Source organism: Lentzea flava (genome assembly GCF_014648475.1).
Classification (GTDB): Bacteria; Actinomycetota; Actinomycetes; order Mycobacteriales; family Pseudonocardiaceae; genus Lentzea; species Lentzea flava.
On sequence record NZ_BMRE01000021.1, the window covers coordinates 24576 to 45040 of the forward strand.

Below are 20465 nucleotides of genomic sequence, written 5' to 3' on the forward strand. Positions count from 1 at the left end.
GATGGGGGAGATCGAATGGATCAGGCCGCCGCGGCTGAGTCAGGTCGTGGCCGCCTATCAGGGTTTTGCACAGGGCGCGGGTGTCCGAACAGGACTCGTCGGCCAGCTGGTCGCGTGTTCGGCGGAAGATCCCGCGAAAGCACTCGCCGAGTGGGCGCGAGAGCCGGGTCACCAACCGGACCTGGTGTCCAGGGAGGGCGCCAGAAACCCCGGCAGGGTCATCTCCCAGGGGCCGGGCGCGTTGATCTGGGCGTTGCCCGCGGCCGTCCAGCGTCTCGACGCCGACCGCATCCGTGAGCTCGTCGCACTGACCCACGGGCCGGACTCGCCGGCGGCCGACGCCGTGATCGCGCTGGCCGAACACCTCTTCACGCCGGAGCCCCTCGATCCGCCGGACGCCGAGCCGTTCACCGCGGCGGGCGCCCTCAGGCAGGCGGTCACGGGTGAGGGGCGCGGTGTCGCGCGGGCCATCGCCGGTGCGCTGAAAGGCGGACCCGAGCACGACATCCGGCGCGTCGCAGAAGAGCTGTACCGGAGGTCGTGGTGAAGCGGGACGAAGCGATCTCCCTGGCCGAGCGGTGGGTCGCTGAGCACCGGGGCGAGGAGTTCCGCGTCGATCAGGACAGCGTGTTCCAGACGCGGGACGGCTGGACCGTCGGCTACGCGGTGCCCAGCGAGGACGGCCGGGTGCGCGGTGGTGGCAAGTGGCCGAAGACCGGCGTCGAGGTGCACGTGCTCGGCACGGTCGCCGAGATCGACGACGGCACCGTGCTGGACCGGCCGTGGGAGGCGGTGTTCGACCCCGAGTTCATCTCGATGCCGGGCATGCGCACCGACCCGAACTTCACCGCCGTCGTGGGCTTCCGGTCGAAGGAGAACGGCGAGTTCCACTCGAACCCCGCGCACGTGCCGGGACCTGTCGCGTCGGGCGAGCCGCGGCCGGTGACGCCGATGGAGCACTTCCTCAGCTACTTCCAGCGCGGCTGGTACGACCGGCAGGGCCTCGCGCACAACGGCGTGCACGGCGAGGTGCTGATCCCGGGCGACGCGTCGCTCAAGCGGTTCGACTACCCGGAGACGCTCGAGGTCCACACGACGTCCGACCTGCTGCCGGAGGGCACGACGAGCTGGTACCGGGTCGCGCTCACCACGATCATCTCCAGGATCTGCGGGCGGGAGTTCCAGGGCACGCGGCCGGTGAAGCTGCACATCAACCCAGGTCAGCGCTACGACACCGTGCTGCCGTTGAGCGAGTTCGGTGACGAGGCGGCGCAACACCAGCGGATGTGCGGGTGTTACGAGCACGACCGGTGGGGAAGCGAGGTGGGCCCGTGGATCGCGCCCGCCGACCTGGGTGTGCTGGGACGGATCATGCGGGCGGCACCCGTCGACGCGGTGCCGGTGGTCACCACGAAGTTTTCGTTCACGCTCGCCAAGGACGCCTACGACCGCTACTTCATCGTCAAGGACGACGAGTCCGTGGACACCGACCGCATCCGCGGGTGTCTCGTCGCGGGCGCGATCGGTGACGCGCTGGGTGCCAACACCGAGAACCTGCCGATGGAGGTCATCTACGAACGCCACGGTCCACAGGGGATCACCGACCTGCCCGCTGACCCCGCGATCACCGACGACACGCAGATGACGCTGTTCACGTTCGAGGCGGTGATCAGGGCGCACGTGCGCGAGCGGACCACCGGCAACCCCGGCTTCGTCGAGGTGGTGCAACACGCCTACCAGCGCTGGCTGCACACCCAGAAGACGCCGTGGGAGAAGGCCCGCGGCCCCCTGTCCACTCTGGACGAACCGGACGGCTGGCTGATCGGGCACCGCGACCTCTTCCGGATGCGCGCGCCCGGTCTCACCGTCACCTCGGCCCTGCAGCAGTACGCCCGCACCGGCGTGATGGCCACGACCGACAAGCCCGCCAACAACTCCAAGGGCTGTGGCGGTGCCATGCGCGTCGCGCCGATCGCCTTCTACGCCGAGGACGCCGCGCAGGCCTTCGCGCTGGCCAAGTCCAGTGCCGAGCTCACCCACGGCCACCCGAGCGGCTACCTGTCCGCGGGGTTCTTCGCGGTGCTGATCCACGAAGCGTTGCAGGGCAGGGGATTGCTCCAGGGCGTCGACGCCGCGATGCGGGAGATCGTGCGGTACGCGGACCACGAGGAGGTCGTCGCCGCCGTCGAACACGCCGTCGAACTCGCCGCGCTGGGCGACCCGAGCGTGGCCCGCGTCGAGGAACTGGGTCGTGGCGGCGTCGGCGACACGGCGCTCGCGATCGCGTTGTACTCGGCGTTGGTGACCGACGACCCGAACGAGGCGTTGCTGATCTCGGTCAACCACGGCGGCGACAACGACTCGACGGCGTCCATGTGCGGCAACCTCGTCGGAGTGCTGCACGGCGCCGACAAGATCCGTCCGGACTGGGTCGAGCGCGTGCAGTTCCGGGCCGTCATCGACCAGATGGTCGCCGACTGGGTGACCGAGACCGGCTCGAACCCGCCGACGGATCAAGAGTGGTTGACCCGCTACCCGCCCTCCTAAGGTGAGTTCATGGCGGAGAGCGACGAGCAGTACGACGCACTGGGCGCGATCTACGAGCGGGCCAAGCACATCCCGACCGGACTGGCCGAGCGCGCCACGTTGCTCTCGGCGGTCGGCGACCTGCGCGGCAAGTCGGTGCTGGACGTCGCCTGCGGCACCGGTTTCTACGCGCGGCTCTTCCACGACCTGGGCGCCACCCGCGTCGTGGGCGTCGACTCGGCCGGCGAGATGATCGGCTACGCCCGCCACGTCGAGGAACGCGAACCCCGCGGCATCACCTACGAGCAGCACGACGCGACCGCGCTGCCGGCGCTCGGTGAGTTCGACGTCGTGACGGCCGTCTGGCTGCTCGGCTACGCGGACGACGAGGCCGCGCTCGACGCCATGATCGGCAACCTGAAGGCGAACCTCGCTCCCGGCGGGCGGCTCGTCGTGCTGGTGCCGAACCCCGACGCCGACTGGGACCTGCTCTCCCAGTACGGCCGCTACGGCTACGAGATCACGCGCACCGGCCCGATGAACGTCAAGCAGCCGGTCACCGTGCACGTGCTGGGCGACCCGCCGTTCGACTTCGACTCCTTCTACTGGGAGCGCGGTGTGTTCGACGGTGCGCTGAGCCGGGCCGGGCTGACCGAGGTGACGCGCCATCCGGCCGTCACTCCCGACGACGACCGCGGTGAGGAGTTCTGGGGACCGCTGCGCACGTCGCCGAGCTTCGCCGTCTTCACGGCCCTGCGAGCCGACTCATGATCGTTCTGGCGGTGGACCTCGGCACCACGGCCACGAAGGTCGTCGCGGTCGACGCTCAGGCGAAGGTCGTGGCGTCCACCGAGCGCGGCTATCCGATGCGCACCAACGGTCCCGAAGCCACCCATGATCCGTACGAGGTCCTCAACGCCGCTCTCGACGCACTGGCCGAACTGGCGTCCGACGACGTCCGCGCCATCGCGCTGACCGGCGCCATGCACTCGATCATGGGCCTCGACGCGTCGCTCAACCCGGTCACCGAGTCGCTGAGCTGGGCCGACAACCGCGCCATCGAGCAGACCGAACGCCTGCGCGGCACGGCCGACGGCCTCGCCCTGCACCAGGCGACGGGCGCGCCGATCCACTCGTTCACGCCGCTGATGAAGCTCGCCTGGTTCCACGAGAACGGCGTCCGGGCCGCGAAGTGGTGCGAGATCAAGGACTTCGTGCACCTCCACCTGACCGGCGAGCTGCTCAACGAGCACTCGTGCGGCTCCGGCACGGGCCTGATGAACATCCGCACCCTGCGCTGGCACGAGCCGTCGCTGGAGTTCGCCGGCGTCACGGCCGACCAGCTCCCGCCGCTCGTCGAACCCACCCACTCCACGCCGCTGAGAGCCGAGATTCCCGGCCTGCCCAAAGGCATCCCCGTGATCATCGGCGGCGGCGACGGCCCGCTCGGCAACCTCGGCGTCGGCGCTGCCACCCCAGGCTCCGGCGCGGTCTCGCTCGGCACGTCGGGCGCGCTGCGCGTGGCGCAGCAGGGCCCCGGCGTCGACGAGGAGGGCCGCACGTTCAGCTACGCGATCGCCGAGGGACTCTGGGTCCGCGGCGGCGCGATCAGCAACGGTGGCGTCGTGGCCCAGTGGGCGTCGGAGACGTTCGGCATCCCCGTCGGTGACCTGCTGGACCAGGCCGCGTCCGTGGACTCGGACGGTCTCGTCGCGCTGCCGTACCTGCTGGGCGAACGAGCGCCGTGGTGGGACCCGACCGCGCACGCCGCGTTGCTCGGCCTGCGCCGCGAGCACACCCCTCAACAGATCACGAAAGCCCTGGTGGAGGGCGTCTGCCAGCAGCTCGCGCTGGTCCTCGACGCCGTCCCGCACGTCGAGTCGCTGCGGATCACCGGTGGTGCGTTCCGCGCCCCGATCTGGGCTCAGACCCTGGCCAGCACGCTGGGCATGCCGCTGCACCTGACCGAGGACACCGGCGGCTCCGCCGTCGGCGCGGCGTTGCTGGCCTGGCGTGCGCTGGGCGAGATCGAGTCGCTGACCGCCGACCTCGTCCAGCCGGTCAGGACGATCACGCCGGACGAGAACGCGATCACGAGATATGCGAAGGCCCGGCCGTTCGTGGCGAAGGCGTACCGGGCGCTGGAAGAGCTGTACAACGAGGGCACCGGCCCCAGAACGTGACCTCTGCGCGTTCGACGTGGAACCCGGCGACCTCGACCGCCGGTTCGAAGACGCAGTCCACGTCCTCGACCCGGCCGCATTCGCGACACACGAGGTGGTCCAGTGCATGCACGGGCATCACCCTAGCCCTGCGATCTTGAACGCAGCAGAAAGCGAAAGGTTAAATGTTTTGCCATCCGAGTGAGGATGGCTGTGTGGATCTCGCCCCCTTCAAACACGTCCTTCTGCTGCCCGGGGTCCGGCCGCTCGCACTGCTGATGTTCTTCGCGAGGATGCCTCCCGCGGCGACCGGCGTGATCCTGACGCTGCACGTCGCGGTCACCCTGGATCGGGGCTACGCGGCAGCCGGGCTGGTGGGAGCGGCGGGAACCGTCGGCATGGGTCTGGGTGCCCCGTTGATGGGCAAGCTGGTCGACGAACGAGGGCTGCGGTCGATGCTCGCGATCAGCGTCACGGCGTCCGCGGCGTTCTGGCTGACCGCGCCCCTGATGGGGTACTGGGTGTTGCTGGTCAGCTCGTTCTTCGTCGGGCTGATGGGCGTGCCGATGATGTCGATCGGACGGCAGGCCATCACCGCGCTCGTGCCGGAGCACCAGCGCAGGGTCGCGCTCTCGGTCGACTCGATCTCCGTCGAGCTGTCGTTCATGGCAGGGCCCGCGCTCGGCGTCTTCGTCGCGACCAGGTTCTCCACGAACGCGGCGCTGATGTTCATCGGTCTCTCGATCCTGACCGCCGGAACGCTGCTGTACTGGGCGAACCCGCCGATGCTGCACGAGGACGAGGTGGTCGACGGTCCGAAGCCGAAGATCTTCGAGTGGATGCGCGGCCGGATCGTCGGCGTGCTCGTCGTGTGCGCCGGCGCGACCGTGTGCCTCACCGGCATGGAGGTCTCGGCGATCGCGAGCCTGGAGCACCTTGGCAAGCAGAGCTGGCTGGGAGTCGTGTTCTTCGCCATGTGCGCGGCATCGATCGTGGGCGGTCTCGTCTACGGCGGGGTGAAGAAGGCGCCGAGTGTGCTGGTGCTCGTCGTGCTGATGGCGGCGTTCGAGATCCCGGTCGGCCTGGGCGATGGCAACGTGCTGCTGCTGTGCCTGCTCCTCGTGCCGATGAACCTCATGTGTGCGCCGTTGATCGCTGCCTCCGGTGAAAGCATCAGCAGGCTCGCGCCGCCCACGGCCCGTGGGCTGGCGATCGGCCTGCAGGGATCGGCGTTCACCGTCGGCAACGCGATCGGCGCACCGCTCGCCGGTGTGGCGATCGACCGCGGCGGTGCCCCGTACGGGTTCGCGGTCGTGGGTGTGGCGGGGCTGCTCGTGGCGGTGGTCGCCTGGGCGCTGGCCCGTCAGCGCCAGCGGGTAATTCCATTGCCAGTGGGGTGACGATGAGGGGCGTGAACCTCGCCCCCTTCAAACACGTCCTGGCGCTGCCGGGGGTCCGGCCCCTGATGTTGCTGATGCTCTTCGCCAGGATCCCCCCGACGGCGGCGGGCGTCACGGTGACCCTCCACGTCGTCACGACGCTGGACAAGGGCTACGCGGCGGCGGGCACGGTGGGGTTCGCGACCATGGTCGGCATCGGCCTCGGGTCGCCGTTGATGGGCAAGCTGATCGACAGCAAAGGCCTGCGGGTCACGCTGACGCTCAGCCTGCTGGAAGGCGTCTTCTGGGTGACGGCGCCGCTGATGGACTACTACGTGCTGCTCGTGCTCGCGTTCGCCAACGGGCTGGTGGCGGTGCCGATGATGTCGATCGGGCGGCAGGCGCTCACGGCGCTCGTGCCGGAAGCGCAACGGCGGCCCGCGTTCTCACTGGACTCGATCTCGGTCGAGCTGTCGTTCATGGTCGGGCCCGCGGCGGGCGTGCTGATCGCGACGAGGTTCTCCACCGGCGCGGCGCTCGTCACGATCGGCGTGGCGATCCTGGCTGCGTGTGCGCTGCTGTTCGCCGTGAACCCGCCGCTGGTGCACGAGGACGAGGTCGCCGAGGGACCGCCGCCGCAGCTGAGGGAGTGGTTGCGCGGGCCGATGATCGCCGCGCTGATCATCCCCTTCGGAGCGACGATGGCGTTGTCCGGCATGGAGATCTCCTCGATCGCGTCGCTGGAGCACGCGGGCAAGCAGAGCTGGCTCGGCCTCATCTTCGTGGTGATGTGCGCGGCCTCGGCGTTGGGCGGGCTCGTCTACGGCAGCCTGAAACGGGTGCCGAGCGGGATCGTGCTGCTGGCGTGCATGGCACTGCTGGAGCTCCCGGCCGGCCTCGGTGACGGCGACGTGGCGCTGCTGGCGCTCGCGCTCGTCCCGATGAACTTCGTGTGCGCGCCGACGATCGCCGCCTCGACCGAGCAGATCAGCAAGCTCGCGCCCGCCTCGGCGCGCGGGCTCGCGCTCGGGTTGCAGGGCTCGGCGTTCACGTTCGGCGTCGCGGCGGGTCAGCCGCTCGCGGGGGTCGCCGTGGACCACAGCGGACCCCCGCTCGGCTTCGTCGTCGCCGGGCTGGCCGGACTGGTGATCGCCGGGCTGGGCTGGGTGCTGTCCCGCCAGCGTCAGGCGGTCTCGGCCACGTCCTGAGCGGAGTTGGCCAGTGCGAGGCCGGTCCGCAGTGCGCCCACGGCTTCGGACACGGCCTCGCGGAAGATCCCGCCGACGCCCAGCACGTTCGCGAAGCCGTGGAAGAGGCCTTCGTGCCTGCGCAGCACGACCGGGACACCCTCGGAGGCCAGGCGTTCCGCGAAGGCCTCGCCCTCGTCGCGCAACGGGTCGTAGCCCGCGGTCGCGATGTAGGTGGGCGGCAGGTTCGAGAGGTCATCGGCCAGCATGATCGACAGGCGCGGGTCGTGGCGGTCCTTGCCGCCCGCGCTGTACTGGTCGAGGAACCAGTCCATCTTCTCGTCGGTGAGGAAGAACCCGTTGCCGAAGATCTCGCGCGACCGGCGGCGCACCGACGCGTCCACGCCGGGGTAGAAGAGCAGCAGGAACGAGAGGTCGATCTCGGCGTTGTGGGCGGTCACCGCGGCCAGGTTGCCGCCGGCGCTGTCACCGCCGAGCGCGATCCGCTTCTCGTCGATGCCCAGGTCCTCCGCCTTCGCGACGGCGTAGCGCAGCACCTCGGCCGCGTCGTCCACCGCCGCGGGGAAGGGGTACTCCGGCGCGAGCCGGTAGTCGGCCGCCAGCACGCGCACGCCGGCTTCCTTCGCGAGGAACCGGCAGAGGTTGTCGTGGGTCTCCAGACCGCCGGTGACCCAGCCGCCACCGTGGTAGAAGATCAACAATGCCGAGCCGGGCGCGAGACCGTCCGGCGTGTAGAGCCTTCCGGCGAACTCGCCGATCGTGAGCTCGCGCGTCCCGACCCCGGTGATCTTCGGGCCTGCGACGAGCTGGGAACTCAACTCCAGGTCGAGCCGGCTCTCGGATGCTGACTTCGTGCGCCAGTCGGTCCCGGACAGGTGGGCCAGCTTCAGCAGCAGCTGCGCCTCGGGGTGCAGGTCCTGACCGTCCAGGCGGATCGGGGGACCGGCGATGAGTCGGCGTACGGGGTTGGGAAGACCGAACGCGAAGCGCAGGGCACCGGCCAGCAGGGCCGCCTGGAAGTTCGACATGTGTTGCACGTTACTAGCGAGTAGTGCTGGATCTCCAGGTAACTGGAGGTGGAAGGATCGATGCCATGACGGTGACGGTGGTGGGCATCGGCGGCTCGATCAGGTCCGACTCGCAGTCCGAGCGGGCGCTGCGGGTCGCTCTGGAGGGTGCTCGTGAGCTCGGTGCGCAGACGGTCCAGTACAGCGGTCCCGAGCTGATGCTCCCGTTCTACGACCCGTCCGTGCCGGAACGGCCCGACATCGCCGTCAAGATGGTCGAGGACCTGCGCAGGGCCGACGGCGTGATCCTCGTGTCGCCCGGCTACCACGGCACCGTGTCCGGCCTGGTCAAGAACGCCCTCGACTACGTCGAGGACCTGCGTGACGACGAGCGCCCCTACCTCGACGGCCGTGCCGTCGGCTGCATCACCGCCGCGTACGGCTGGCAGGCCGCGGTGAACACGCTCACGGCCGTCCGCTCGATCGTGCACGCGCTGCGCGGCTGGCCGACGCCGCTCGGTGCCGCGATCAACTCCGCGCAGGTCAAGTTCGACGGCGAGGGCGCCTGCTCGGACGCCGACGTCGACCGCAACCTGCGGGTGATCGGCCGCCAGGTCGTCGAGTTCGCGTTGCGCCAGGCGTCTCATCTCGACGTGAACTGACTCACGATCGGGCAGACAAGTCGTGTGCGATCCGTTGGTACCAGTGGGTAACAAAACCACTGGACTCAAGGGAGAGCGGAATGGAAGCGCTGTACACGGCCGAGGCGACTGCTTACGGCGAGGGCCGCAACGGCGAGGTGCGCTCGTCCGACGGCGTGATCGACGAGGTCCTGTCGGTCCCGAAGGAGATGGGCGGCCCCGGCGGTGACGCGACCAACCCTGAGCAGCTGTTCGCGGCCGGCTACGCGGCCTGCTTCAACTCCGCTCTCGCGGCCGTCGCACGCGCGTCCAAGATTCAGCTCGCTTCTTCTGAGGTAACCGCCAAGGTGGGGATCGGCCCGAACGGGACCGGCGGCTTCCAGCTCGCCGTCGAGCTCGCCGTGACCATCCCCGGATTCGACCAGGCGGTCGCGGAGAAGCTCGTCGAGCAGGCCCACCAGGTCTGCCCGTACTCCAACGCGACGCGCGGCAACATCGAGGTGGCGCTCACCGTCACCGTCTGAGGAGGCGCGGAGAACCATGGCCAAGAACCCGATCACCAGCCCGCTCGCCGACGGCGACCGTGACGCGGTCGGTGCCGTGCTGCAGGCGACACTCGTCGACCTCGTCGACCTGTCCCTGATCGGGAAGCAGGCGCACTGGAACGTGATCGGCAAGAACTTCCGCAGCGTCCACCTTCAGCTCGACGAACTGGTCACGATGGCGCGCAACGCCGCCGACCAGGTCGCTGAACGGGCCGCCGCTCTCGGCGTGACGCCGAACGGCACGGCGAAGACCATCGCCGCGTCGTCCGGCGTGCCCGAGATCGCGACCGGCTGGCTGAAGGAGGAGCAGGTCGTCACGGCGATCACGTCCTCGCTGGCTTCGCTGATCTCGCGGATGCGTTCCCGCATCGACGAGACCGACAAGCCGGACCTCGTCACCCAGGACCTGCTGATCGGCATCACGCAGGAACTGGAGCAGGCGCACTGGATGTGGCAGGCCCAGGCGGCCTAGTTCCTGGCGTCACGCGGGGGCCCCGCGTTTCCTTCAGGGAAACGCGGGGCCCCCGCGTTCCCTACTTGGCGAGGTGTCGCCGTGCGAAGTCCACCTCGGCCGCCGTCTGCCGAATCGTCTCGGCGACGACCAGCGAGCCGTGTCCCGCGTCGTAGCGATACATCTCGTAGCTGTGGGCACGGGCCGCGAGCGCGTCGAGGTAGTTGTCGATCTGCCGGATCGGGCAGCGGGGGTCGTTCTCACCGGCGAGGATCAGCACCGGCGCGGTGACCTTGTCGACGTACGTGAGCGGCGAGCACTCCCGGTACAGCTCGGGCAGCTCCTCCGGCGAACCGCCGAACAGCGCGCGGTCGAACGCCCGCAGCGGTTCCATCTCGTCCTCGTACGCGGCCAGGTAGTCCGCGACCGGGACGCCCGCGATGCCGACGGCCCAGCGCTCCGGCTGCACGCCGATGCCCAGCAGCGTCAGGTAGCCGCCCCACGAGGCGCCGTTCAGCACGGAGCGCGCCGGGTCGGTGAGGCCGGACTCGACCGCCCAGTCGTGCACGGCGGCGATGTCCTCCAGCTCGGTGAGGCCGGGCCTGCCCTCGATGGCGTCACGCCACTTCGAGCCGTAACCGCTGGAGCCGCGGTAGTTCACGTGCACGGTGGCGAACCCGGCGTCGAGCCACACCGCGCGGTAGGGCGAGAAGCGGTCCTCGTCCGCCGCGTGCGGGCCGCCGTGGATCAGGAAGACCGTCGGGAACGGCCCCTCGCCCGCAGGCTTCGAGACCAGCGCGTGCACGTCGCCGACGAAGACGTCCTCGAGCGGGAGCGAGGTAGCCGGGCGGGCGCCCTGCGGCTCGACCAGCACGCGCTCGGTGCCGTCGGTGGCGAGCGCGCGGATCACCGTGGACCTCTCGGCGGACGACCACGAGTACTCGATGGTGCCGTCGGGGCGCACGCCCGCCGAGCCGATCACGCCGGGTGCGGTGTCCAGAGTGGACAGTTCACCGGTCGTGAGGTCGTAGCGGTGCACGGTGTTGCGGGCGTGGTGGGTGTGCACGATCAGCAGGGCGGACGCGTCCGGGTACCAGTCGGCGGCGACCTCGCCCGGCAGGTCGAGGACGATCTCGGTCTCGGTGTCGGCGGCGACGTCCCAGATCAGCAGCTCCTCACGGCCGCGGCGCTCGTGCAGCACCAGCAGCCGCTGGTCGCCGCGGACCGGGCTGAAGGACACGGCGTCCAGGCCCAGTCCCTTGCCGTCCCACTTCTCGGCCACCGTCTCGCCGGTGGAGGTGTTGAGCGCACGCAGTGCCATGTGCCGGTTGTCGCCGTGCTCCGAGTGCGCGATCACGACCACCGACTCGTCCTTCGACAGCGCGGTCACACCGGCGTCGTTGACGTGCTGGTAGATCACCTCGGTGGTGCCGTTGCGGGACAACCAGACCGTGGTGCCGTCGTCGGTCGACGCGGCGACCGCGACGACGTCCCTGCCGACCTCCAGACCGGCGGGGTAGCCCGCGTGGACGTTCTCCACAGCGGGTTCGGCCTTGCTGCCGTCGGCGACGAACGGCTCGCGAACCCAGACGCCGAACTCGTCACCGTCGTGGTCGTCGAACCACCAGATCTCGGTGCCGTCCGGGTTCAGCGTGCCGTGCGAGGTGCCGTTCGGGCGGTCCGTGACCTTGCGGTGCTCGTCCTTGGCCCGGTCCCAGACGTAGATCTCCCACACGCCGCTCGCGTTGGAGACGTACAGGGTGCGGTCCGGTGCGTCGTCGGCCCAGCCGGGCAGGCTCATCCGGGGAGCGGTGAACCGCTCACGCCACCGGGCCTCGGCGGCCGGATCGTCGAAAAGCTGGTCCGGAACGTTGGGAGCAGGGTGCGTCGTCACGTCTCAACACTAGAGTCAGCGGCAGTTCTAGGGGGACTTGAGATGACAACACCACCTCAGTGGGGAGCGCCGCCACCTGGGCGGCCGCCGTACCAGCAGCAGTACCAGCAGCAATATCAGCAGCCGTACCCGCCGCAGGGCCGTCCGCCGCAGGGCTATCCGCAGCCGGGTCATCAGCAGCAGCCACCGCCGCCGCAGTACCACCAGCCGTACCAGCAACAGCCCTGGCCCGGCCACCTGCCGCCCAAACCGGCACCGCTCGTGGTCCTGGCGGTCCTGAACTGGATCCTCGCCGCCGGCATGCTGGTGATCGCCGCGTTCGTGATCATGAGCTTCCTGATGTCGGGCGGCACGTTGATCATCGGCATCCTGCTGGCGGCGGTGATCGCCGGGTTCGGCGTGCTCAACGTCCTGGGCGCCATGTCGATCAACCACCCGCACTTCCCGAACACGATCGCCTCGCAGATGTCGGGCCTCTTCACCGGGTTGGTGCTCATGGTGGCGCTGTTCCGCTCGGTCAGGAGAGGCGTCGCCGAGCTCGTGCCGTCGATGGGGTCGGCGGTGCTGCTGGCGGTCTGCGTCTTCAGCCTGGTCCTCGCGACGCGACCGGCGGTCAAGCAGTGGATCGTGGCGAAGCACCAGCTGTCGCTGGCGCAGGGCCACGTGCCGAGGAACCGCAGATGACCTGCCCGGCCGCCAATTGATCGATTTCCGAAGGGGCCGGAATACCTAGGCCAGCGGCCCTTTCGGAGTTAACGTTGGGGCATGTCCGAAACCACGGATCGCCTGGCTGAGGCTGCCACGTTGGAGGAAGTCCAACGGATCGTGCGCACCACGGCCCGTTCCTCGCTGGCGGCGCACGGTGCGACGTTGGTGCTGCTCGACGGCGATCTCTGCTACTACGCGGACGAGGACTCGATGAGTCCGCTGTGGAAGGGTCAGCGCTTCCCCGCCGCGAACTGCATCAGCGGCTGGGCGATGCTGAACCGCCAAACCGTGGCGATCAGGGACATCCGCTTCGATTCGAGGATTCCTCAAGAAGCCTATCGGCCGACATTCGTGCGCAGTTTGCTGATGGCTCCGATTCTGCGTCCCGAACCAATCGGTGCCATCGGTTGTTACTGGGCGATCCCGCACGCCGCGACGCCCGCCGAGACCGAACTCCTGGAATCGCTGGCCCTGGTCGCGGGAGAGGCGCTGGAACGCTTCCCGGAGGGCCTGCCCGCGAGGGGCTTCTTCAACTGACGACGTGGAAGTGCCGCAGCGCGAGCGGCTGCTGCAGGTACTCGTCCTCGTCCGGGAACGTCACCGGATCGGTGCGCCAGTTCTTGCCTGCGTAGCGCTCGAGCGACTGCTCGTCCCGCCACCGGCTCACGTACTGCACCCGCTGCGGGTCCTGCACGTCGACGACCACTTCATGCCCGAGCAGGCCGTCGTACTTCTCGGGAAAAGTCCTGACGAGGTCCCGCACCCGCTCGACGAACTCCTGCTCCCGCCCCGGCTTCACGAGCGCTTCGGACACACGAGTCAGCATGCGTCCGATGCTAGGTCTTCAGCCGAGTTCTTCCTCGAAGATCCGGTCAACCTGCCGCGAAGCCCGCGACAACGCCTTGACCGCAGCCACGATCGCCACGAAGCAGGCGGCCACCACTGCCGCCACCCAGCCCGACGTGAGCATGTAGACGATCGCCAGTGACTGCAGCACCACGACGACCTTGGCCGCGAGGACTATCCACGACCGATGAACAGGTTTGACGGCGACGGAGTTCATCACTGCATCTCCCGACCATTTCAACGAGTGCCGAACCACTGCCTACGTCGTTTGGATCTAGGTAGCCGTTACGGACCGTGAGTTGAATCTTCAACCCTCACTCGTATGGCTTAACGCCACATGTGGGTACCGTATAGTTTGGCCTAGAACGGTGGCAGTGCGTCATGCCACCACCGTGACCCTTGCGGCAGCCGGTGTCGAGCCACACCACACGATCGGGTGGCTTATCTGGACGACTGCCCGTCGGCGACCAGCAACACCGGCCGATGCGCGGACCGCGCCACCCGCCGGCTGACCGAGCCACGCATCATCCGAGCCAGCGACCGGTGCCGATGCGTGCCCACCACGATCATCAACGCCTGCTGCTCGTCAGCCACGGAAACCAGCAACCGCACCGGACTCCCGGTCCACGCGTGATACGTCCAGGCCCCCGGATGGTCGGCCAGCGCCTCGACGACCTTCGCGCGCAGGTGCTCCAGCGCCTCGCGCGCATGGCCTTCCCAGACCTCGGCGTCCGAGTCGGGATCGATGGGGTAGTCGCGCAGGTCGACACCGTGCACCACGTGCAGATCCGCGTGCAGCCGGCGAGCGAGATCAGCCGCGGTGCGCAGCGCGGCGAGGCTGGCAGCCTGATCGTCGAATCCGACCACCAGCACGTCGGCCCCGGCCGGAGCGCCGCTGCGACCGGTGGACAACGTCAGTCTTCGTTCCTCGGACTCCGCCACGCTCACCACACCGCCTTCCGCGGGTGCACGCGCTGTCGGCTACCAGACTGGCACGTCCGAGGAAAACAAAAAACGGGCCGATTCCACTGCAACATGGAATCGGCCCGATTTTCAATCGGGGTGACAGGATTTGAACCTGCGACCTCTTCGTCCCGAACGAAGCGCGCTACCAAGCTGCGCCACACCCCGGCTGGGAACGAGTAGAACTCTACATCATGTCCGCTCCAGCTCCGAATCGGGCCCCCTCATTTCGCCCCTGACCAGGCGTAACGGGCCGCGGAACCAGGGTCAGCAGGGAAGCCTCCGGAGGGCAGCAGAACCGCACCGGCGCGTACGGCGAAGTGCCCATCCCGGCCGACACGTTCATCCACATGTGCGAGCCCCAGCGCGAAACGCCGCGGGCGCGGCCGCGGTCCAGTTCGCAGTTGGTCACCAGGGCGCCGTAGAACGGCACGCGCAGCTGGCCGCCGTGGGTGTGGCCGGCCATCACGAAGTCGTAGCCGTCGGCGGCGAACGGGTCGAGCACGCGCGGTTCCGGCGAGTGCGTGACTCCCAGGCGCAGCACGGCGTCCGGGTCCGGGGTGCCCGCGATGTCGGCGTAGCGGTCGCGTTTGAGGTGGGGGTCGTCCAGGCCCGCGCAGAAGATCGTCTGGCCGTTCACCGTCAGGGTGCGGCGGACGTGGGTCAGGTCTTCCCAGCCGCGCTCGACCATGCCGGCGCGGAGGTCGCGCCACGGCAGGGTCACGCCGTGGATGCGCTTGGTCTTGGAGGACGGCAGGAGGTAGCGCACCGGGTTCTTGGGCTTCGGCGCGTAGTAGTCGTTGCTGCCGAACACGAACACGCCCGGACGGTCGAGCAGCGGGCCCAGCGCGCGCAGCACCGCGGGGACGGCGTCCTTGTGCGCGAGGTTGTCGCCCGTGTTGACGACCAGGTCGGGGTTCAGGTCCGCGAGAGCTGCCACCCAGCGCTGCTTCGAGACCTGGTTCGGCGTCATGTGCAGGTCTGAGATGTGCAGCACACGGATCGGCTTGGCTCCCGGCGACAGAACCGGCACGGTCGCCGTGCGCAGGGTCCAGTGCCTTCTCTCGATTCCCGCCGCGTACGCGATGGTTGCGGCGCCGAGTGCGGTCGTGGCGAGGAGTGCGCGGCCGAGCTTGTTCACGTGTCAAGGGTACGGAAGGCGGTTAACTCGATCGGCGCGGCATCCTGCGGGCGGTACCGTTCTGCGCCATGGCGGAGTTGAAGACGCGGCTGCAGAACGACCTGACTGCGGCCATGAAGGCCAGGGAGACTGTCACGGCCGGTGCGTTGCGCATGGCGCTCACGGCGGTCACGAACGAAGAGGTCGCGGGCAAGCAGGCTCGCGAGCTGAGTGACGACGAGGTCGTGAAGGTCCTCACGCGCGAGGCGAAGAAGCGCAAGGAGGCCGCGGAGGCGTTCGCCGGGGCCGGTCGCACCGAGCAGGCGGAGCTCGAGCGCAGGGAGCTCGCCGTGCTGGAGGCCTACCTCCCCGCCCAGCTCGACGACGCCGAGCTGAAGTCCATTGTGGACAAGGCTGTCGAGGCCGTCGCGGCGCAGCTCGGTGAGACGCCGGGGCCGAAGCAGATGGGCCAGGTCATGAAGGCCGTCAACGCCGAGGTCGCCGGACGCGCCGAGGGTGGCCGTGTCGCCGCCGCGGTGAAGGCCAAGCTCACCAGCTGACGACGTGCCGCAGCGGCGAACCCGCTGCGGCACCCCAACTCAGAACGCCCGTTCCACCGCGTCCGCGAACTCGCCCATCGACCCGAACTCGAGGTCGTAGCTGTACTCGCCGGACGGCTGCGGCGTCGCGCCCCAGCCCGGCTTGTCGCGCCGCCGGTTGATCCACACCGACGGCAGCCCCTCCCGCTTCGCCGGAACGTGGTCGTGGAAGAGGCTCTGCGCCACGTGCAGCAGCGCCGAACGCTCCACGCCCAGCTCACCGAGCTTCTCGTCCAACGCCCGGAAGTGGTTCTCGGCCGGCTTGTACGCGCCGACGTCCTCCGCGGTGATGATCGCCGCGAAGTCCCCGCGCAGGTGCCGGTTGCTGCCCGCGAACCCCGCCCTGTGCACATTGGACAGAATGATCAGCTGGTGGTGCTTCGCCAGTCGTGCCAACGCATCCGCGGAGTCGGGAAACGCCGGCCAGTCCGGCACCGAGCCACCGAGCCGCTCAGCCCACTCGTCGCTCACCTCGCGCCCGAGAGCAGTCCCGGTCCGCCGGAACGCGGCAGCCAGCACGTCGGGATACAGGGCGGCGGGCGTCTCCGCCTCGACGGCCGCCTCCTGGTCGCCGTAGGCCAGCAGCAGTTCCTCGTCGGTGAGATCGAGGCCCTGTTCGCGCGCCCACGGCGAGAGCACCGCGGCGATGCCGGTCTCCCAGTCGATGAGCGTGCCGTAGCAGTCGAAGCTGAGCGCCTGGAACTTCGTCAGGTCCATGACTCGAACTGTAGTACAGTTCAACTGTAGGGCAACCGGTTAAACTGACCGCATGTCAGCCCTCGACGGCCTCGCAGTGCGCCGCACCACCACGGCCCAGCAGCTGGCCGACGGCCTCGCCGAACGGATCATGGCCGGTGCCTTCGGCCCTGGTGACAGGCTCAGGGAGAGCGCGATCGCGGCCGAGCTGGGCGTCGCGCGCAACACCATCCGCGAGGCCGTCAGGATCCTCGAGCTGACCGGCCTGGTGCGTTACGAGGTCAACCGCGGCGCCGTCGTCATCGCGCCCACCCCGGAGATCGTCGAGGCCCTCTACACCGCCCGCGAACGCCTCGAAACGGCCGCGGCCGCCCGCACGCCGCGCCCCGAGCAGCTCGACGCGATCACCGAGGCGTTCGAGAACCTGTGCGCAGCCGCGGACACCGGTGACCTAGGCACGATCGTCGACCGCGACCTGGCGTTCCACCAGGCGATCGTGGCGGTGCTGGACAGCACGAGGCTCGACGAGTTCTACGCGGCGATGACCAAGGAACTGCGCTTCTACCTCACGGTGCTCTCGAAGTCGGAGACGCCGGAGGAGGTCGTCGCCCAGCACCGGCTCATCCTCGACGCCATCCGCGCGGGCGACCGCGACCGGGCGGTGGCGGAGATCCGCGCGCACATCGACACGAGCGTCGAGCAGCTCAAGCAGCTGCTCGACGCTCGCCGGTAGGACCTATCTGGGCTCGCCGGGCTCGGTCGGCAACGTGATCGGCGGTGGCTCGTTCGGGTTGCCCTGCGTGGGTGGCGGCGGGTTCGGGTTGCTGTTCGACGGATCGGTCGCCACCGGCGGCGGCACGTAGCCCGAGCTCACCGACAGCGTGATGATCGTGCCGCGCAACGCGTTGCCGCGCGGCGACTGGCTCACGACCGTCCCCTTCGGCTGGTCGGAGTTGACCGTCTGCTGGCTCACCTTGTAGCCGGCCTGCTCCAGGATCCGCACCGCGTCGTTGACCTGGCGGCCCACGACGTCGGGGATCTGGATCTCCCTGCCGCCCTTGAGGTAGCGCGGCTCGACCGGAGGCAGCTGCGACACCGGCAACGACCCGTGCACCTTCGTCATCGTGTCGAACCACGTCTTGGCGGGGATCGTGCCGCCGAAGATGTTGCCGTTGGCGCACAACCGGGGCGCGCCAGGAGCGCCCAGGCAGATCGGGCGTGGCGCGGTGCCGTCGTTGAACACCTGCACGGCGCCCGCGAAGTCCGGGGTCGCGCCGATGAACGCCGCCGACTTGTACTCCTCGGTGGTGCCCGTCTTGGCGATCATCGGGCGGGTCCACTTGGCGGCACGGGCGGCCGCGGCGGCGGTGCCGTTGCCCTGGTCGTCCTTGCTCATGCCGGCGGCGAGACCGTTCGCGAGTCCCTCGGCCACGACCTGCTCGCACGGCGCCTCGTTGACCGGCACCGCCTTGCCGTTGCGGTCCAGCACCTTGGCGATCGGCGTCGGCGGGCACCACTTGCCACCGCTCACGATGGTCGCGGCGACGTTCGCGAGCTCCAGAGTGGACACCGGCGCGGGCGACAGCGTGAACGACGCGTTGCCGCCGTTCTGCTTGTAGAACTCGGTCTGCGAGATGCGGTTCTGCTTGTCCTTCGCCTTCGGGTCCGGCCTGGTGCCCTGCAGGTTCGTCGCCATCGTCTCGCGCATGCCGAGCCGCGAGGCCATGTCGACGACCGCATCCATGCCGGTCTGTTCCTCGAGGATGACGAAGCCGGTGTTCGGCGACGTCGCGAGGGCCTGCTGCAACGTCATCGACGACGGGTAGCTGCCGTCGAAGTTCGACAGGCAGTACCAGCGGGTGCCGGGCTCACCGGTGCTCGGGCAGCGCTGCGCACCACCCTTGAAGACCTTAGAGACGTGGTGGGTCGGCGTCGCCATGACGTTCTCGATGCCCATGCCCTTTTCGAGCGCCGCCGCGGCCGTGAAGACCTTGTAGACCGAGCCCGCGCCGAACTTGTTCTCCACGCCGCTGGGCAGGTCGAACGTCGTCTGGTGCTGCTCGGCCTTCAGGCCGTAGTCGCGGTTCGCGACCAGCGCCAGCACCTCGTGGCGTTCCTTGCCCGGCTTGACGACCGCCATCGTGTTGGCGATGCCGTCGATGTTCTTGGCCACCCCCGCCTCGGCCGCCGCCTTCGCCTGCGAGGTGACCGATCGGTCCAAAGTGGTCTGAATGGTGTAGCCGCCGGTGCGCAGCTGCTCTTCGCTGAAACCCGCGCGCTGCAAGTAGTTCACGACGTACGAACAGAAGAAACCGTTTTCCGGACCGGCGCCCACACAACCGTTCGGTGGCGTTCGAACCGGGTTCTGGAGACCGAGACCTTCCTTCTTGGCCGCCTCACCCGCATCGCGGGAGAGCTTGTCGTTCTCGACCATCCTGTCGATCACTTTGTTGCGCCGCTCCAGCGCTTTGTCCGGATACGCTTCGGGGTCGAGCGCTGACGGACTGTTGACCATTCCTGCGAGCATCGCCGCCTGAGGAACCGTCAACTTGTCGGGCGTGGTGCCGAAGTAAGCCTGGGCCGCCGCCGCGATGCCGTAAATGGTGGAACCAAAAGGAACGACGTTCAGGTACCTGGCCAGGATCTCCTCCTTGCCGAGCTTTCGCTCGAGCTGCAACGAGATCCGGGCCTCGCGCATCTTGCGCGCGATGGTCTGCTCCTGGGCCTTGGCCTGCTCCAGCTTGTTGTTCCGCGCCACGACGTGGACCAGGTAGTTCTTCACGTACTGCTGGGTCAGCGTGGACGCGCCCTGCGACACCGAGCCGCTGACCTGGTTCGTCAGACCGGCGCGGATGGTGCCCTTCCAGTCGACGCCCTGGTGCTCGTAGAACCGGCGGTCCTCGACCGAGATCAGCGCCGCCTTCATCGTCGGCGAGATCTTCTCGGGCGGTGTCAGGACTCTGTACTGGTCGAACAGGTAGGCGATCGGCTGCCCGTCCTTGTCGGTGACCGTGGTGATCAACGGGGGATCCGTGGTCACGAGGTCGGCGGAGATGCTGTCCACGGTGTCGCTGGCGCGGTTGGACACGAGGCCCGTCGCACCCACGACCGGGAACAGCATGCCGGCGAGGAGAACCCCAGCCAGCAGGCACAGGCCGAGCATCTTGAGCACGCCATTCCTGACTCGCACGCGGGTCAGCGTACGCCGTACACGAACGGGTGAAGGTGATCAGTAAGGGCCGTTACTCAGCATGAGTAGAGATACGCAAGACATGTAACAGTCGGGTGACCCAGGGTTGGACGTGGAACCGGAAGGCTCTACAGTCCGTCAACGTCCAAGGAATGCAGCCGTGGCTCGAACGCTACGGCATCCGTGGCAGGGGTGTGGCGGATTTTCCACATTTGGACAGCACTGAGGAGTGGGGGATATGAACCAGGGGGATTGGCGTATCAACGCTTCGTGCCGTGATGAGGAGCCGGACCAGCTCTTCGTCCGCGGTGCGGAGCAGCGCAAGGCGAAGCTCGTGTGCCTGGGTTGCCCAGTTCGCATGGAATGCCTGGCCGAAGCGCTGGACAACAGGATCGAGTTCGGGGTCTGGGGAGGCATGACCGAGCGCGAACGCCGTGCTCTGCTGCGTCGCCGGCCTGACGTGGAGTCGTGGTTCGAACTGCTCGACAACGCACGTCAGGAGCACCTCGAGGACTCCAGGGTCGGCTGAG

22 protein-coding genes and 1 tRNA gene are annotated in these 20465 nt (G+C 68.8%); 14 read left to right on the forward strand and 9 right to left on the reverse strand.

Annotated elements, in window-relative coordinates:
- Position 1: 1 nt before the first annotated feature.
- From IEZ09_RS23430 to IEZ09_RS23455, 6 genes are all read left to right on the forward strand, one after another.
- Positions 2-547 carry a hypothetical protein gene (locus IEZ09_RS23430; RefSeq protein ID WP_189255889.1) on the forward strand — a complete coding sequence of 182 codons (546 nt, stop codon included), beginning with the start codon at positions 2-4 and terminating at the stop codon, positions 545-547.
- Positions 544-2547, forward strand: coding sequence for an ADP-ribosylglycohydrolase family protein (locus IEZ09_RS23435; protein ID WP_189255890.1), 2004 nt, complete (start codon positions 544-546; stop codon positions 2545-2547). Before IEZ09_RS23430 ends, IEZ09_RS23435 begins: the two co-directional genes overlap by 4 nt.
- A gap of 9 nt (positions 2548-2556) precedes the next feature.
- Positions 2557-3297 carry a class I SAM-dependent methyltransferase gene (locus IEZ09_RS23440; RefSeq protein WP_189255891.1) on the forward strand — a complete coding sequence of 247 codons (741 nt, stop codon included), beginning with the start codon at positions 2557-2559 and terminating at the stop codon, positions 3295-3297.
- Positions 3294-4709, forward strand: a complete 1416-nt coding sequence (locus IEZ09_RS23445; protein WP_189255892.1) for a gluconokinase — start codon at positions 3294-3296, stop codon at positions 4707-4709. Before IEZ09_RS23440 ends, IEZ09_RS23445 begins: the two co-directional genes overlap by 4 nt.
- 194 nt (positions 4710-4903) lie before the next feature.
- Positions 4904-6088: an MFS transporter gene (locus IEZ09_RS23450; protein WP_189255893.1), complete on the forward strand. Its 1185-nt coding sequence runs from the start codon at positions 4904-4906 to the stop codon at positions 6086-6088.
- 11 nt (positions 6089-6099) lie between these two features.
- Positions 6100-7275, forward strand: coding sequence for an MFS transporter (locus tag IEZ09_RS23455; protein ID WP_189255894.1), 1176 nt, complete (start codon positions 6100-6102; stop codon positions 7273-7275).
- Here the strand turns inward: IEZ09_RS23455 and IEZ09_RS23460 are convergent.
- The gene (locus IEZ09_RS23460; protein WP_189255895.1) at positions 7251-8303 is read right to left on the reverse strand and encodes an alpha/beta hydrolase; all 1053 of its coding nucleotides are present in this window, start codon (positions 8301-8303) and stop codon (positions 7251-7253) included. The two genes, IEZ09_RS23455 and IEZ09_RS23460, sit on opposite strands and share 25 nt — an antisense overlap.
- Before the next feature lie 65 nt (positions 8304-8368).
- On the opposite strand from IEZ09_RS23460, the gene IEZ09_RS23465 reads away from it, so the two are divergent.
- The 3 genes from IEZ09_RS23465 to IEZ09_RS23475 all read left to right on the forward strand — a co-directional run bounded on the left by IEZ09_RS23465 (position 8369) and on the right by IEZ09_RS23475 (position 9940).
- Positions 8369-8944, forward strand: a complete 576-nt coding sequence (locus IEZ09_RS23465) for an NADPH-dependent FMN reductase (protein WP_189255896.1) — start codon at positions 8369-8371, stop codon at positions 8942-8944.
- 80 nt (positions 8945-9024) lie between these two features.
- Entirely contained in the window at positions 9025-9447 is a 423-nt protein-coding gene (locus tag IEZ09_RS23470) for an organic hydroperoxide resistance protein (RefSeq protein WP_189255897.1), read from the forward strand.
- A gap of 16 nt (positions 9448-9463) precedes the next feature.
- The gene (locus tag IEZ09_RS23475; protein WP_189255898.1) at positions 9464-9940 is read left to right on the forward strand and encodes a Dps family protein; all 477 of its coding nucleotides are present in this window, start codon (positions 9464-9466) and stop codon (positions 9938-9940) included.
- 61 nt (positions 9941-10001) lie between these two features.
- Here the strand turns inward: IEZ09_RS23475 and IEZ09_RS23480 are convergent, their stop codons facing one another.
- The gene (locus tag IEZ09_RS23480) at positions 10002-11813 is read right to left on the reverse strand and encodes a prolyl oligopeptidase family serine peptidase (protein ID WP_229812871.1); all 1812 of its coding nucleotides are present in this window, start codon (positions 11811-11813) and stop codon (positions 10002-10004) included.
- A gap of 42 nt (positions 11814-11855) precedes the next feature.
- Here IEZ09_RS23480 and IEZ09_RS23485 point away from each other — a divergent pair, with 42 nt between their 5' ends.
- Together IEZ09_RS23485 and IEZ09_RS23490 are read left to right on the forward strand one after the other, a co-directional pair.
- Positions 11856-12497, forward strand: a complete 642-nt coding sequence (locus IEZ09_RS23485) for a hypothetical protein (protein ID WP_189255899.1) — start codon at positions 11856-11858, stop codon at positions 12495-12497.
- An 81-nt stretch (positions 12498-12578) separates the two neighbouring features.
- Positions 12579-13058: a GAF domain-containing protein gene (locus IEZ09_RS23490; protein WP_189255900.1), complete on the forward strand. Its 480-nt coding sequence runs from the start codon at positions 12579-12581 to the stop codon at positions 13056-13058.
- Here the strand turns inward: IEZ09_RS23490 and IEZ09_RS23495 are convergent.
- The 5 genes from IEZ09_RS23495 to IEZ09_RS23515 form a co-directional block, all read right to left on the reverse strand.
- Complete coding sequence (locus IEZ09_RS23495) at positions 13051-13347, reverse strand: antibiotic biosynthesis monooxygenase family protein (RefSeq protein ID WP_189255901.1); 297 nt, start codon at positions 13345-13347, stop codon at positions 13051-13053. The genes IEZ09_RS23490 and IEZ09_RS23495 overlap by 8 nt on opposite strands.
- 18 nt (positions 13348-13365) lie before the next feature.
- Positions 13366-13584, reverse strand: coding sequence for a hypothetical protein (locus tag IEZ09_RS23500; protein WP_189255902.1), 219 nt, complete (start codon positions 13582-13584; stop codon positions 13366-13368).
- 224 nt (positions 13585-13808) lie between these two features.
- On the reverse strand, positions 13809-14309 hold the full coding sequence (locus tag IEZ09_RS23505; RefSeq protein ID WP_189255903.1) for a universal stress protein: 501 nt from the start codon (positions 14307-14309) through the stop codon (positions 13809-13811).
- 115 nt (positions 14310-14424) lie between these two features.
- A tRNA-Pro gene (locus IEZ09_RS23510) sits at positions 14425-14498 on the reverse strand.
- Positions 14499-14517: 19 nt separating this feature from the next.
- Positions 14518-15471 carry a metallophosphoesterase gene (locus IEZ09_RS23515; RefSeq protein ID WP_189255904.1) on the reverse strand — a complete coding sequence of 318 codons (954 nt, stop codon included), beginning with the start codon at positions 15469-15471 and terminating at the stop codon, positions 14518-14520.
- A gap of 68 nt (positions 15472-15539) precedes the next feature.
- Between IEZ09_RS23515 and IEZ09_RS23520 the strand changes: the two genes are divergently transcribed.
- On the forward strand, positions 15540-16010 hold the full coding sequence (locus IEZ09_RS23520; protein ID WP_189255905.1) for a GatB/YqeY domain-containing protein: 471 nt from the start codon (positions 15540-15542) through the stop codon (positions 16008-16010).
- A 39-nt stretch (positions 16011-16049) separates the two neighbouring features.
- Here IEZ09_RS23520 and IEZ09_RS23525 read toward each other — a convergent pair whose 3' ends face one another.
- Positions 16050-16766, reverse strand: a complete 717-nt coding sequence (locus IEZ09_RS23525) for an HAD-IA family hydrolase (RefSeq protein ID WP_189255906.1) — start codon at positions 16764-16766, stop codon at positions 16050-16052.
- A gap of 52 nt (positions 16767-16818) precedes the next feature.
- On the opposite strand from IEZ09_RS23525, the gene IEZ09_RS23530 reads away from it, so the two are divergent.
- Positions 16819-17478: a GntR family transcriptional regulator gene (locus tag IEZ09_RS23530; protein ID WP_189255907.1), complete on the forward strand. Its 660-nt coding sequence runs from the start codon at positions 16819-16821 to the stop codon at positions 17476-17478.
- Positions 17479-17481: 3 nt separating this feature from the next.
- Here the strand turns inward: IEZ09_RS23530 and IEZ09_RS23535 are convergent, their stop codons facing one another.
- Positions 17482-19935, reverse strand: a complete 2454-nt coding sequence (locus IEZ09_RS23535; protein WP_189255908.1) for a penicillin-binding protein — start codon at positions 19933-19935, stop codon at positions 17482-17484.
- A gap of 238 nt (positions 19936-20173) precedes the next feature.
- Between IEZ09_RS23535 and IEZ09_RS23540 the strand changes: the two genes are divergently transcribed.
- Positions 20174-20464 carry a WhiB family transcriptional regulator gene (locus IEZ09_RS23540; RefSeq protein ID WP_189255909.1) on the forward strand — a complete coding sequence of 97 codons (291 nt, stop codon included), beginning with the start codon at positions 20174-20176 and terminating at the stop codon, positions 20462-20464.
- Position 20465: the final 1 nt, after the last annotated feature.

Bases quoted from the DNA above. Each gene is read 5' to 3' on its own strand.
- IEZ09_RS23490 (WP_189255900.1), top strand. From the start codon at position 12,579: ATGTCCGAAACCACGGATCGCCTGGCTGAGGCTGCCACGTTGGAGGAA.
- IEZ09_RS23495 (WP_189255901.1), bottom strand. From the start codon at position 13,347: ATGCTGACTCGTGTGTCCGAAGCGCTCGTGAAGCCGGGGCGGGAGCAG.
- IEZ09_RS23475 (WP_189255898.1), top strand. From the start codon at position 9,464: ATGGCCAAGAACCCGATCACCAGCCCGCTCGCCGACGGCGACCGTGAC.
- IEZ09_RS23500 (WP_189255902.1), bottom strand. From the start codon at position 13,584: ATGAACTCCGTCGCCGTCAAACCTGTTCATCGGTCGTGGATAGTCCTC.
- IEZ09_RS23465 (WP_189255896.1), top strand. From the start codon at position 8,369: ATGACGGTGACGGTGGTGGGCATCGGCGGCTCGATCAGGTCCGACTCG.
- IEZ09_RS23520 (WP_189255905.1), top strand. From the start codon at position 15,540: ATGGCGGAGTTGAAGACGCGGCTGCAGAACGACCTGACTGCGGCCATG.
- IEZ09_RS23530 (WP_189255907.1), top strand. From the start codon at position 16,819: ATGTCAGCCCTCGACGGCCTCGCAGTGCGCCGCACCACCACGGCCCAG.
- IEZ09_RS23445 (WP_189255892.1), top strand. From the start codon at position 3,294: ATGATCGTTCTGGCGGTGGACCTCGGCACCACGGCCACGAAGGTCGTC.
- IEZ09_RS23440 (WP_189255891.1), top strand. From the start codon at position 2,557: ATGGCGGAGAGCGACGAGCAGTACGACGCACTGGGCGCGATCTACGAG.
- IEZ09_RS23485 (WP_189255899.1), top strand. From the start codon at position 11,856: ATGACAACACCACCTCAGTGGGGAGCGCCGCCACCTGGGCGGCCGCCG.
- IEZ09_RS23525 (WP_189255906.1), bottom strand. From the start codon at position 16,766: ATGGACCTGACGAAGTTCCAGGCGCTCAGCTTCGACTGCTACGGCACG.
- IEZ09_RS23540 (WP_189255909.1), top strand. From the start codon at position 20,174: ATGAACCAGGGGGATTGGCGTATCAACGCTTCGTGCCGTGATGAGGAG.
- IEZ09_RS23460 (WP_189255895.1), bottom strand. From the start codon at position 8,303: ATGTCGAACTTCCAGGCGGCCCTGCTGGCCGGTGCCCTGCGCTTCGCG.
- IEZ09_RS23430 (WP_189255889.1), top strand. From the start codon at position 2: ATGGGGGAGATCGAATGGATCAGGCCGCCGCGGCTGAGTCAGGTCGTG.
- IEZ09_RS23470 (WP_189255897.1), top strand. From the start codon at position 9,025: ATGGAAGCGCTGTACACGGCCGAGGCGACTGCTTACGGCGAGGGCCGC.